Source organism: Pseudomonas sp. RP-B7 (assembly GCF_059803535.1).
The window spans coordinates 118185-130462 of sequence record NZ_JAPFHC010000005.1 but is presented as its reverse complement, the minus strand read 5'-3'; the positions used below and the strand labels follow the sequence as shown (position 1 = coordinate 130462).

Below are 12278 nucleotides of genomic sequence, written 5' to 3'. Positions count from 1 at the left end.
TACACGGAATGTCGTTCCTGGACCAAAAATGGGCAGGCATTCCAAATGTGGGAGCATTCCACATTTGGATTTTGTGGGTTCAGGGCTTGTTGGGAATACCGTACTTGCGCAAGCGATGGGCAATCGCCGTATGGGAGGTCTGCAAACGGCTGGCCAGTTGGCGGGTCGAGGGGTAGCTGGTGTAGAGCGTTTCCAGCAGGTTGCGTTCGAAGTCTTCCATCGCCTGCTCCAGGCTGTCGACTTCGTTGTCATTCTGGCGGGCCACCGAGGTGCCGGCGATGTCGAGGTCGCCGATGTCCACCAGGCTGCTTTCGCAGATGGCGGCGGCGCGGAAGATCACGTTTTGCAACTGGCGCACATTGCCCGGCCAGCGGTTGCCCAGCAGCGCCGGATAGGTGCCGGGGGCCAGGCGGCAGACCGGGCGCTGGATCTGCGCGCAGGCCTGCTGCATGAAGTAGCGCGCCAGCAGCAGGATGTCCTGGCCCCGTTGGCGCAGCGGCGGCACTTCGACGTTGAGCACGTTGAGGCGGTAGAACAGGTCTTCGCGGAAGGTGCCTTCGCTGACCATCTTTTCCAGGTCGCGGTGGGTGGCGCTGAGGATGCGCACGTTGACCTTCACCTCACGGTCACCCCCCACGCGACGGAAACTACCGTCATTGAGAAAGCGCAGCAGCTTGGCCTGCAGATACGGCGACATCTCGCCGATTTCATCGAGAAACACCGTGCCCTGGTTGGCCAGCTCCATCAGCCCCGGCTTGCCACCGCGCTGGGCGCCGGTAAACGCGCCCGGTGCATAGCCGAACAACTCGCTCTCGGCGAGGTTTTCCGGCAACGCCGCGCAGTTAAGTGCCAGGAACGGTGCACTGTGCCGCGCACTGATGGCGTGGCAGGCCCGTGCCACCAGTTCCTTGCCCGTGCCGGTTTCGCCCTGGATCAACAGCGGCGCATCCAGCGCCGCCACCCGCTGTGCGCGGGCCTTGAGGGTGCGGATCACCGGGGACTCGCCGAGCAGCGCATCAAAGCCTTCGGCGTGGTCGTGGTGCAGTGCCGACAGTTGTTCGCCGATGCGGTTGGGTTGGTACAACGTCAGCAGGGCGCCGGCATCAGTGATCGGCGTGGCGTCCAGCAGCAGGGTCTGGCCGTTGACGCTGATTTCGCGCAAGGGCAAACGAAAGCCCTGCTCCAGCAAGGTCTCCAGCAGCTTGGGGTCGTTGAACAGTGCGCTGATGCTTTCCCCGGCCGGTTCGCGGCCGTACAGGGCGATCAGTGCCGGGTTGGCCAGCAGGATCGTGCCCGCGCTGTCCAGCGCCAGCACCGGGTCGGTCATGGCGGCCAGCAGGGCGTCGAGTTGCAGGTGGCGACGTTGGCCGGGAAGGATGTCGACCACGGTGACGGCTTGCACGCCATGCACGCTGAATAACGCATCACGCAGTTCTTCGAGCACATCGGCGCTGAGGGTCGGCGCGTCGATATAGACGTTGGGCGGCACCATCTCCACCGCATCCAGGTTGAGATTGCGCCCACCGAGCAGGGCCAGGACTTCCTGGGTGATGCCGACGCGGTCGATGAAGCTGACGTGGATACGCATGGGATGGATGGCAATTCTGCAGAGCGAGAGGTGGCAAGTATGCCTTGGAGCGAGGGTAGAGGTGAAATCTCACATGGGATGAAGATCCAAATGTGGGAGCGGGCTTGCTCGCGAATGCGGTGTATCAGTCACTGATGTGCTAACTGATCGACCGCATTCGCGAGCAAGCCCGCTCCCACAGGGGATTTACGCTGTGCTTACTCTAAGTGCTCAGGTTTGACCGGATCACCTGGCTTCACATCCAGTTGATGGCGCACATCCTCGAACATCAAGTCGTACTGCTTGTGCATCGAGCCGTTGAGCACCGCCACCTTTGGCATGCCGTACTTCTGCGCAATGTTCATCGCATGCCGGGCAAAGTCGAATGCCTGGTCCTTGGGCAGGAAAAACTCCTCTTTGATGTCCTTGCCCTGCACCGAGCCATGCAGCTTGAAGAGCATGCCCTTACCTTCCTTGGGGTCCTGGCTGACTTCATAGTCGATGCACAGGTTGTAGCTGTAGTCATTGGCATTGAGTGCATGACGTTCAACGTGCAAGTGACCCGGTTCAAAGGTGGCCATCGGCGTTTCTCCTCAACTTCACAGGTAGGTAATGCCAGTTTTTGCCGTGCTGATGCGTGTACCGGCGCTGCCCTGGACGATCGCTTCGATGTCCGAGAGTGAACCGATGACTGCGGTTTTGCCAGTCTTGCGGGCGAACTCGCAGGCCGCTTGCACCTTGGGCCCCATGGAGCCGGCGGCGAAGCCGAGTTTCTCGATTTCGTCGGGGTGGGCGTGGCCGATGGCTTTCTGGGTCGGCTTGCCGTAGTCGATAAAGGCCGCGTTGACGTCGGTGGCGATCACCAGCAGATCGGCGTCCAGTTGCGAGGCCAACAGCGACGAACACAGGTCTTTGTCGATCACCGCCTCAATGCCACGCAGTTTGCCGTCTTCGCCATACAGGGTCGGGATGCCGCCGCCGCCGGCGCAGATCACGATGGCGCTTTTTTCCAGCAGCCACTTGATCGGGCGGATTTCAAAGATGCGTTTGGGCCGCGGGCTGGCGACCACACGGCGGTACTTGTCGCCATCCGGCGCAATGGCCCAGCCTTTTTCGGCGGCGAGCTTCTGCGCTTCGGCCTTGGAATACACCGGGCCAATCGGTTTGGTCGGGTTCTGGAAGGCCGGGTCCTTGGCGTCGACTTCGACCTGGGTGAGCAGGGTGGCGAACGGCACCTCGAAGTCCAGCAGGTTGCCCAGTTCCTGTTCGATGATGTAGCCGATCATGCCTTCGGTCTCGGCACCCAGCACATCCAGCGGGTAAGGCGAAACCTGGGTGTAGGCCGCCGCCTGCAACGACAGCAGGCCGACTTGCGGACCATTGCCGTGGGCAATCACCAGTTCGTTGCCAGAATGGATCTTGGCGATCTGTTCGGTGGCGATCCGGATATTGGCGCGTTGGTTGTCCGCGGTCATGGGTTCACCACGGCGGAGCAGGGCGTTGCCGCCCAGTGCAACGACGATACGCATACAGAGTGTCCTTCTGAAATTCATCGTTGTGAACACGGTGCAAAAAATGTGGGAGCAAGCCCGCTCCCACAGTCGACCGCATTCCTTCAGTTACAGGTCGGCGAGGGTGGAGACCAGGATCGCCTTGATGGTGTGCATGCGGTTTTCCGCCTGCTCGAAGGCAATGCACGCCGGCGACTCGAACACGTCATCCGTCACTTCAATGCCATTGGCCAGGTGCGGATACTGCTCGGCAATCTGCTTGCCGATCTTGGTATCGCTGTTGTGGAATGCCGGCAGGCAGTGCATGAACTTGGTGCGTGGGTTGCCGGTGGCTTTCATCAACTGGGCGTTCACCTGGTACGGCAGCAGTTGCTCGATGCGTTCAGCCCAGGCTTCCACTGGCTCACCCATGGACACCCAGACGTCGGTGTGGATGAAGTCCACGCCTTTGACCGCAGCTTTCGGGTCGTCGGTGAGGGTGATGCGTGCGCCGCTTTCTTCCGCGTATTTTTTGCAGCGGCTGACCAGGTCATCGTGGGGCCACAGCGCTTTCGGTGCGCAGATGCGTACGTCCATGCCGAGTTTGGAGCCGACCAGCAGCAGCGAGTTGCCCATGTTGTTGCGTGCGTCACCCAGGTAGGCGTAGCTGATCTCGTGAATCGGCTTGTCGGCGTGTTCACGCATGGTCAGCACGTCGGCGATCATCTGGGTCGGGTGGTATTCGTCGGTCAGGCCGTTGAATACGGGCACCCCGGCGAACTTGGCCAGTTCCTCGACGATTTCCTGCTTGAAGCCACGGTATTCGATGGCGTCATACATGCGCCCGAGCACGCGGGCGGTGTCTTTCATGCTTTCTTTGTGGCCGATCTGCGACGAGCCCGGATCGATGTAGGTGACGTTGGCGCCCTGGTCATAGGCCGCCACTTCGAAGGCACATCGGGTGCGGGTCGAGGTTTTTTCGAAGATCAGCGCAATGTTGTTGCCCTTGAGGTGCTGCTGTTCGGTGCCGGTGTACTTGGCGCGCTTGAGGTCGCGGGACAGGTCCAGCAGGTAGCGCAGCTCGCGCGGGGTGTGGTGTTCCAGGCTGAGCAGGCTGCGGTTGTGGATGTTGAACGCCATGATGATTCTCCTTGGATTCGGTAATCGGCCCGGTCGGCGCGGGATATGCGCCGCCGGGTGGATGGTCGTTTAGTAGTCGATTGGGTCGCGGATGATCGGGCAGGTCATGCAGTGGCCGCCGCCACGGCCCCGGCCGAGTTCACCGGCGCTGATGGTGATGACTTCCACGCCGGCCTTGCGCAGCAGGGTGTTGGTGTAGGTGTTGCGGTCGTAGCCGATGACCACGCCGGGCTCCACGGCGACCACGTTGTTGCCGTCGTCCCACTGCTCGCGCTCGGCGGCGAAGGCGTTGCCGCCGGTTTCCACTACCCGCAGGGCCTTGAGGCCAAGGGCAGCGGCGACGGTGTCGAGGAAGTTGGTTTTTTCGCGTTGGATGTCGATACCGTGCGGCTTGCTTTCGTCAGGGCGCAGGGTGAAGGCGACGATCTGGTTGACCACTTCGGGGAAGATGGTCACGAGGTCGCGGTCGCAGAAGCTGAACACGGTGTCCAGGTGCATCGCGGCGCGGGATTTGGGCAGACCGGCAACGATCACCTTCTCCACCGCCTTGTTCTTGAACAGGTTGCGCGCCAGCTGGCCGATCGCCTGGTGGGACGAGCGCTCGCCCATGCCGATCAGCACCACCCCGTTGCCGATCGGCATCACGTCGCCGCCTTCCAGGGTGGACGCGCCGTGATCCTTGTCGGGGTCGCCGTACCAGATCTGGAAGTCGGCGTTGGTGAACTCGGGGTGGAATTTGTAGATGGCCGAGGCCAGCAGGGTTTCCTGACGTCGCGCCGGCCAGTACATCGGGTTCAGCGTCACGCCGCCATAGATCCAGCAAGTGGTGTCACGGGTGAACTGGGTGTTGGGCAGCGGCGGCAGGATGAAGCTGGCGTGGCCGAGGAAGTCGCGGAACATTTCGATGGTCTTGCCGCCGAACTCGCTCGGCAGGTCATCGGCCGAGACGCCTCCGATGAGGAACTCGGCGACCTTGCGTGGTTCCAGGCTGCGCAGCCACGAGCCGACTTCATTGACCAGGCCCAGGCCGACCGTATCGGCAGTGATCTTGCGTTCCAGGATCCAGTCCAGCGCTTCAGGGATGGCAACGATGTCGGTGAGCAGGTTGTGCATTTCCAGCACATCAATATCCCGCTCGCGCATCTTGGTCACGAAGTCGAAATGGTCGCGCTTGGCCTGGGCCACCCACAGCACATCATCGAACAGCAGTTCATCGCAGTTGTTGGGCGTCAGCCGCTGGTGGGCCAGGCCTGGGGAGCACACCATGACTTTGCGCAGTTTGCCGGCTTCGGAATGTACGCCGTACTTCACTTTTTCCGTGGTCATTACAGATCCTCCAGTTATCAACAATTACAAGGTCAGGAAACCGTCGTAGAGCCCATAGGCCGCCACCAGGGCGCCAATGACTACTGCGGCGAAGATCAGCTTCTCGACGTTGGTGAAAATCGGTTTGCCCAGTTCACGCTTGGCCTTGGCGAACAGGATTGCGCCGGGGGCGTAGAGCAGGGCGGAGAGCAGCAGGTATTTGGTACCGCCGGCGTAAAGCAGCCAGATCGCATAGATCAGGGCGACGGCGCCGATGAACAGGTCTTTCTGGCGCTCCTTCAGGGCGTTTTCGTAGGTCTCGCCGCGCACCGCCAGCAGCAGGGCGTAGGCCGCGGACCACAGGTACGGCACCAGGATCATCGAGGTAGCGAGGTAGATCAGCGACAAGTAGGTGCTGGCGGAGAACAGCGTGATCACCAGGAACACCTGCACCATCGCGTTGGTCAGCCACAGGGAGTTGACCGGCACGTGATTGGCGTTTTCCTTGCGCAGGAACTCCGGCATGGTGTGGTCCTTGGCGGCGGCGAACATGATCTCCGCACACAACAGCACCCACGACAGCAGCGCACCCAACAGCGAGATGATCAAGCCGACGCTGATCAGCACCGCGCCCCAGTGGCCCACCACGTGTTCCAGCACGGCGGCCATCGACGGGTTCTGCAGCTTGGCCAGTTCCGGTTGGGTCATGATCCCCAGGGACAGCACGTTCACCAGCATCAGGAACAGCAGCACGGTGATAAAGCCGATGACAGTGGCCTTACCCACGTCCGAGCGTTTCTCCGCACGGGACGAGAAGATGCTCGCGCCCTCGATACCGATGAACACCCACACGGTGACCAGCATCATGTTGCGCACCTGGTTCATCACGCTGCCCAGGCTCGGGTTTTTCACGCCCCAGATGTCGGCGGTGAAGATGTCCAGCTTGAACGCGAACAGTGCGATCAACACGAACAGCACCAGCGGCACGACCTTGGCGACGGTGGTCACCAGGTTGATGAACGCTGCTTCCTTGATCCCGCGCAGCACCAGGAAGTGCACGGCCCATAGCAGCACCGATGCGCCGATCACGGCTGCGGGGGTGTTGCCTTCGCCGAAGATCGGAAAGAAGTAACCGAGGGTGCTGAACAAGAGTACGAAGTACCCCACGTTGCCTAGCCAGGCACTGATCCAGTAGCCCCAGGCCGACGAGAAGCCCATGTAGTCGCCGAAACCGGCCTTGGCGTAGGCGTACACGCCGCCGTCGAGGTCGGGCTTGCGATTGGCAAGGGTTTGAAAGACGAACGCGAGGGTCAACATGCCAATGGCGGTAATGACCCAACCGATCAACACCGCGCCCACATCAGCACTGGCGGCCATGTTTTGCGGCAGTGAGAAGATCCCGCCACCAATCATCGAACCCACGACAAGTGCAACCAGTGCGCCAAGCCTAAGTTTTCCAGGAGTTTCAGACATTGCGTGACTCCAATGCAGGAGAAGAGAGACCACAGAATAAATCCGTGAGCTATTCAAACAGCTGACTCAGATCACTTCATTGGCACATTCCATTGTGAATTAATGACTTAGGATGGAATCCCATCGGCAATGAAAAGCTCCGAAAGGTGCTTTCCAGAGCGGCTCCTCCGTTATTGTTAATTAATAAGTCAGGGGGTTGGACGTTTGAAGCTAGACCGTTTTCACGGATGTGCAAAATTTTTGTACGATGTTTTACAAATCTTTCAGAATTGTAAAAGTTGATGGTGTATTTAAATTTCAAATAAGACTAAATGTGTCTTTTTTGACATGCCATTGCGTTATGAACAGCCGAGTTTTATTTGCTATCGCTATTAAGCGCTACACTCATTTGCGTCCGTAGTTGAGTGCACAGTTGTCAGCTGATTTTTGTTTTAGCTAGGAGTCTGCATGTCCCAACCGGCCCAGAAGCTTCGACTCAGTGCCCTTATCGCCCTGGTGGTGGGGTCAATGATCGGCGGCGGAATTTTTTCCCTGCCACAAAATATGGCCGCCCGTGCCGAGGTGGGTGCGGTGTTGATCGGCTGGGGAATTACCGCCATCGGTATGTTGACCCTGGCGTTTGTGTTCCAGACCCTGGCCAATCGCAAGCCTGAACTGGATTCAGGCGTGTATGCCTATGCCAAGGCGGGGTTTGGCGACTACATGGGGTTTTCGTCGGCCTGGGGCTACTGGATCAGCGCATGGATGGGCAACGTCGGTTACTTCGTGTTGCTGTTCAGCACCCTCGGTTACTTTTTTCCGGTGTTTGGCCAGGGCAATACGCCGGTGGCCATCGGCTGTGCGTCGCTGCTGCTGTGGGCCGTGCATTTCCTGGTGATGCGCGGGATCAAGGAAGCGGCGTTCATCAATCAGATCACCACCGTGGCGAAGATCGTACCGTTGGTGATGTTTATCGTGATCGCCGTGGTGGCGTTCGAGGCCGACATTTTCACCCGTGACGTCTGGGGCCTGGGCAATCCGAAACTCGGCACGGTGGTGGATCAGGTGCGCAACATGATGCTGGTCACCGTGTTTGTGTTCATCGGCATCGAAGGTGCCAGCGTGTACTCGGCGCGCGCCGAAAAACGCTCGGACGTGGGCCGCGCCACCTTGATCGGTTTTCTCGGTGTGCTGGCGCTGTTGGTGCTGGTGAATGTGTTGTCACTGGGGATCATGAGCCAGTCGCAGCTCTCGCAACTGCAAAACCCCTCCCTGGCGGGCGTGCTGGAACATATCGTCGGGCCGTGGGGGGCGATGGCGATCAGCATCGGCCTGGCCGTGTCGTTGCTCGGCGCATTGCTGTCGTGGGCGCTGCTGTGTGCCGAAATCCTCTATGCCACGGCCCATGACAAGACCATGCCGGCGTTTTTGAAGAAGGAAAACACCAATCAGGTGCCGGTCAACGCGCTGTGGCTGACCAACGTGATGATCCAACTCTTCCTGGTGATCACGCTGTTTTCCCATAGCACCTACACCACGTTGATCTATCTGGCTTCGTCGATGATCCTGGTGCCGTATTTGTGGTCGGCGGCGTATGCGGTGCTGTTGAGTGGGCGCGGGGAAACCTATGAAGGTGAACAGGGCCGACGCATGAAGGATCTGCTGGTGGGCTTGATCGCGCTGGGGTATGCGGTGTGGCTGCTCTATGCCGGCGGGTTGAAATACCTGCTGCTGTCGGCGCTGTTGTATGCGCCGGGGGTGATTCTGTTTGCCCTGGCCAAGCGCGAGCAGGGGCAGCCGTTGTTCACCCACATGGAGAAAGGCATTTTCAGCTGCGTGATTGCGGGGGCGGGGTTGGCGGCGTATGGGTTGTACAGCGGAGTGTTGAGTTTGTGAGGGGGTGACGGTACTGGCCTCTTCGCGGGCAAGCCCGCTCCCACATTTTGACCGCGCCGCCTATCCAATGTGGGAGCAGGCTTGCCTGCGAAGGCGAGCTTCAGGTCACCACTGCGCCCGATGTGAACCCAGTTCTCCCGCCGGCAAATCCCACTGCAACGGCGAGCCGCTGATACTCAGCGGCGCCAGCAACCGATGGGCCTGGCCCCACGCCGTCTGCTCCACCAGCAAACCCTGATCGCCCGGTGTTTCGGCACGCAACGCCGGTTGTTCGGGGACTTGTCCTGCTTCCATCAATAACCTCGCCGTGCGGGCCAGTGACAACCGCGCCGAGCCACCGCGTCGGGTCTTCAATCGTTCACTCAAGGCTTGGATGGCCGCGGCCGCCATCAAATACCCCGTGGCGTGATCCAGCGCCTGCACCGGCAGTGGCACCGGTTTGTCCGTGTGTTTCCAGGCCATGCCGGCGTCTGCGATGCCGCTGCTCATCTGTACCAGGCTGTCGAAGCCCCGGCGGTTGCGCCATGGGCCGCTCCAGCCGTAGGCGTTGAGGCTCACGTCGATCAGGCCGGGGGCGAGGGCCTGCCACTCGCTGGCGGTGTAGCCCAGGTGTTCAAGGGCATCGGCGCGGTAGCCGTGAAACAGGATGTCGGCGTCCTTGAGCAAGGCTTCGAAAACCTGTCGGCCTTGCGCGGTTTTCAGGTCCAGGCGGGCACAGCGTTTGCCCAAGGTCATCTCCGGGACGACGCCGGGTTCGTTCCAGGTGGGCGCGTCGATGCGCAACACATCGGCACCCAGGCCGGCAAGAAAACGACTGGCCACGGGACCGGCCAGCACGCGGGTCAGGTCCAGCACCCTGATGCCCGCCAGCGGGCGCGCCACCGAACCGAGCCAGGGCTGGTCGGTGGTGGCGTCGAAGGTCTGGCGCTGCACCAGCGCTTCGGCGTTGACGGCCAGCCCCTGGGGATGTGCCTGCCAGGCCTGCCAAGTGCGCATCTGCGCGGCGCACCCGCCCTCATCGACAATCGCCTGCTCCAATTCTGCCGCGTTCCACGCGGCGACTTTGGCGGCCATCGCCTTGCGCTCGGCAACCTGGCCCAGCACGCGTTCGGCGGCGGCACGGTGATGGGGGGCGTTGGTGTGCAAGCGTATCCAGCCATCGGCGCTGGGGTAGTCGCCGGCCACCGGGTCCCACAGCGGCGGCACTTGCCAGCCCAGCGGGCGGAGCGAGGACGCGAACCAGAAGGAGGCGAGGCGTCGGTCCACACTGACGTTGGGCAGGCGCCCGGTCTGTTGCTGGATCAACTGGGCCACGGCCTGGCCAGCGGCGCCGAGGCTGGCGGCCGCCAGTTCGGTGACGGCGAAGGTCGAGGGCAGGGCGCCGGCCTCGGTCAAGGTCAGTGGGGTGTGCGGCAGATCGAGTGCGGCTTGGATGGGTGTCAGCAAATCAGTCATCAAAGGCCCTCCGTAAGAGAAGGGCCACTATAAGAGATGATCAGGCCGGTGTGACAACTCCGGGTTCCAACGGCAGGTCGATGCTGGCGATAAAACCGCCGTCAGGGTGGTTGGCGAGGGTCAGGCTGCCACCATGGCGCTCGGCGGCGCGGCGCGCAATCGCCAGGCCCAGGCCATGGCCCTGGGCGGTCTGGCCGGGGGCGCGGTAGAACGGTTCGCCCAACTGGCTGAGGTGTTCGGCATCGACGCCGGGACCGTGGTCGCGCACGCTGATCAGGATGCGTTCGCCCAGGCGTTGCGCAGCCAGCTCGATGGGCTGTCCCTGCGGATTGAAGCGCTGGGCATTGCGCAGCAGGTTGTCTACGGCGCGTTCGATCATGGTCGGCCAGCCTTTGAGCTGCAGGTCGGGCGCTGCACTTAGTTGCACGAGCTGATCCGGCGCGCCGAGTTGGGCGTCCTTTTGCAGGGTCTTGAGCAATGCACTGAGGTCGATGTCTTCGGCGCTGGCGTTGTCGGCATCGACGCGCGCCAGCACCAGGATTTCGCTGATCAAGGCTTCGAGGCGATCACATTCGCGGGTCAGGCGTGGCCAGAGCTTTTCTCGTTCTTCGGGGCTGGCGCGCTCGGCCAGGGCCAGGGCGATACGCAGACGGGCCAGGGGCGAGCGCAGTTCGTGGGATACGTCGCGCAGCAATTGGCGCTGACTGCCGATCAGGCTTTGCAGGCGCGCGCCCATGCGGTTGAAGTCGGTGGCGAGTACGCCGAACTCATCGCGGCGGTTGGCCAGTTGCGCCAGGCTGTTCTGCTGGTAGGTGGCTTGGCCGAGGTCGTGCACCGCACCGCGCAGGCGGCTGAGGGGGCGGGTGATGGACAGCGTCACCAGCAGGCTGAACAGCGTCAGTACCACCAGCGCAATCGCCAGCGCGCTGAGCGGCCACAGCAGGCTGTTGCGGTGCCAGGCATCCAGTTCCGGGTGGGGAATGCGGTAGATCAGCAGGTAGGTGTCGCCGGTTTTTTCGCTGGTGTATTCGGCCGTCAGGCGGCGCCAGGGCAGGTGGCCGTCCTGGCTGTCGTTCTGGCGGGCCTCGAAGGCGGCGGCGCGGCGCGGGAAGGTGCCGCGTACCACCGGGTCGCCGCTTTCGTTCAGCACTTGCACGTCGATGTGGTACTGGCGCTTGCGCTGTTGCAGCAAGTCCTGGGCGGCGTCTTCGCCTTGGGATTCGTAGAGCTCGGTCCACTCTTGCGCCAGGTTGTTGAGGCCAGGGTGGCGGCTGAGAATCCAGGCATCTTGATTGAGCATATGCCCAAGCAGGATCGACAACCCGGCAACCAGGGCGATGGCCAGCCAGAAACTGGCCAGGATCCGCCAGAACAATGAACGCACAGGAAACCCTCAAACAGGAAAAGCCCAGTGGCGGTGGCCACTGGGCTGGGAGCGTTAACGCGTGGGCATTATTGCGCTTTTTGCGGCTGTTGCGCTTTCCAGGCCTGGAATTCCTTCCACTCGGCACGACGCTCGGCTTGTTTCTTGACGATCTCGTCGAACTTCTTCTGCTGCTCAGGCTTGAGTACCGCGCGGATGTCCGCCTGGGTTTTCTGCTTGCTGGCGGCAATTTCGTCCTGCATGGCTTTCTGGTCAGCGGCTGGCAGTTTGTCCAGGTACTTCTTGGTCAGGTCTTTGCGAGCGTGCCATTGGTCGCCCATCAACTTGCCGATCTGCTGGCGCTGTTCCTTGCTCAGGTCCAGTTGGCTGAAGGGGCCGCCTTTGCCACGCGGACCGTGTTCACCGCCGTGGCCCGGGCCGCCCATCATGTGGCCTTCCGGACCGCCCATCGGGCCTGGGCCTTCAGGCATTGCTGCCATGGCGACGGTTGGCAGGGCTGCGGCGAACATCAAAGCGATAAGGGTCTTGCGCATGGTGATTCTCCTGTCTCTATTCCGGTGAGTCCGGATGTGAGTAGATTACGGAGATC

10 protein-coding genes are annotated in these 12278 nt (G+C 61.6%); 1 reads left to right on the top strand and 9 read right to left on the bottom strand.

Features of this window, described 5'->3' with window-relative positions:
* Window positions 1-79: 79 nt before the first annotated feature.
* The 6 genes from gcsR to arcD (OPU96_RS07420) form a co-directional block, all read right to left on the bottom strand.
* Window positions 80-1588, bottom strand: a complete 1509-nt coding sequence (gene gcsR / locus OPU96_RS07445; protein WP_192299415.1) for a transcriptional regulator GcsR — start codon at window positions 1586-1588, stop codon at window positions 80-82.
* A gap of 197 nt (window positions 1589-1785) precedes the next feature.
* Window positions 1786-2148 (bottom strand): DUF5064 family protein, encoded by a 363-nt coding sequence (locus OPU96_RS07440; RefSeq protein WP_305391440.1) that lies wholly within the window; start codon window positions 2146-2148, stop codon window positions 1786-1788.
* A gap of 18 nt (window positions 2149-2166) precedes the next feature.
* The gene (gene arcC, locus OPU96_RS07435; RefSeq protein ID WP_498558923.1) at window positions 2167-3096 is read right to left on the bottom strand and encodes a carbamate kinase; all 930 of its coding nucleotides are present in this window, start codon (window positions 3094-3096) and stop codon (window positions 2167-2169) included.
* Window positions 3097-3186: 90 nt separating this feature from the next.
* Window positions 3187-4197, bottom strand: a complete 1011-nt coding sequence (locus tag OPU96_RS07430) for an ornithine carbamoyltransferase (protein ID WP_226456238.1) — start codon at window positions 4195-4197, stop codon at window positions 3187-3189.
* A 69-nt stretch (window positions 4198-4266) separates the two neighbouring features.
* Window positions 4267-5523 (bottom strand): arginine deiminase, encoded by a 1257-nt coding sequence (gene arcA / locus OPU96_RS07425; RefSeq protein WP_226456237.1) that lies wholly within the window; start codon window positions 5521-5523, stop codon window positions 4267-4269.
* A gap of 24 nt (window positions 5524-5547) precedes the next feature.
* Window positions 5548-6975 carry an arginine-ornithine antiporter gene (gene arcD / locus OPU96_RS07420; protein ID WP_192299410.1) on the bottom strand — a complete coding sequence of 476 codons (1428 nt, stop codon included), beginning with the start codon at window positions 6973-6975 and terminating at the stop codon, window positions 5548-5550.
* Between the two features lie 447 nt (window positions 6976-7422).
* On the opposite strand from arcD (OPU96_RS07420), the gene arcD (OPU96_RS07415) reads away from it, so the two are divergent.
* A complete protein-coding gene (gene arcD / locus OPU96_RS07415; protein WP_192299409.1) occupies window positions 7423-8850 on the top strand; it encodes an arginine-ornithine antiporter in 1428 nt (475 codons plus the stop codon).
* Between the two features lie 105 nt (window positions 8851-8955).
* Here the strand turns inward: arcD (OPU96_RS07415) and OPU96_RS07410 are convergent, their stop codons facing one another.
* From OPU96_RS07410 to OPU96_RS07400, 3 genes are all read right to left on the bottom strand, one after another.
* Window positions 8956-10305 carry a CoA transferase gene (locus OPU96_RS07410; protein WP_498558922.1) on the bottom strand — a complete coding sequence of 450 codons (1350 nt, stop codon included), beginning with the start codon at window positions 10303-10305 and terminating at the stop codon, window positions 8956-8958.
* Window positions 10306-10345: 40 nt separating this feature from the next.
* On the bottom strand, window positions 10346-11689 hold the full coding sequence (locus OPU96_RS07405; protein ID WP_226456235.1) for a sensor histidine kinase: 1344 nt from the start codon (window positions 11687-11689) through the stop codon (window positions 10346-10348).
* A 68-nt stretch (window positions 11690-11757) separates the two neighbouring features.
* Window positions 11758-12222: an LTXXQ domain protein gene (locus OPU96_RS07400; protein ID WP_305391436.1), complete on the bottom strand. Its 465-nt coding sequence runs from the start codon at window positions 12220-12222 to the stop codon at window positions 11758-11760.
* Window positions 12223-12278 lie beyond the last annotated feature (56 nt).

What these genes read in the sequence shown, in the direction of transcription:
- arcA (WP_226456237.1), bottom strand. Translation starts at nt 5,523, where the DNA reads ATGACCACGGAAAAAGTGAAGTACGGCGTACATTCCGAAGCCGGCAAA.
- gcsR (WP_192299415.1), bottom strand. Translation starts at nt 1,588, where the DNA reads ATGCGTATCCACGTCAGCTTCATCGACCGCGTCGGCATCACCCAGGAA.
- arcC (WP_498558923.1), bottom strand. Translation starts at nt 3,096, where the DNA reads ATGCGTATCGTCGTTGCACTGGGCGGCAACGCCCTGCTCCGCCGTGGT.
- arcD (WP_192299409.1), top strand. Translation starts at nt 7,423, where the DNA reads ATGTCCCAACCGGCCCAGAAGCTTCGACTCAGTGCCCTTATCGCCCTG.
- OPU96_RS07410 (WP_498558922.1), bottom strand. Translation starts at nt 10,305, where the DNA reads ATGACTGATTTGCTGACACCCATCCAAGCCGCACTCGATCTGCCGCAC.
- OPU96_RS07400 (WP_305391436.1), bottom strand. Translation starts at nt 12,222, where the DNA reads ATGCGCAAGACCCTTATCGCTTTGATGTTCGCCGCAGCCCTGCCAACC.
- arcD (WP_192299410.1), bottom strand. Translation starts at nt 6,975, where the DNA reads ATGTCTGAAACTCCTGGAAAACTTAGGCTTGGCGCACTGGTTGCACTT.
- OPU96_RS07440 (WP_305391440.1), bottom strand. Translation starts at nt 2,148, where the DNA reads ATGGCCACCTTTGAACCGGGTCACTTGCACGTTGAACGTCATGCACTC.
- OPU96_RS07430 (WP_226456238.1), bottom strand. Translation starts at nt 4,197, where the DNA reads ATGGCGTTCAACATCCACAACCGCAGCCTGCTCAGCCTGGAACACCAC.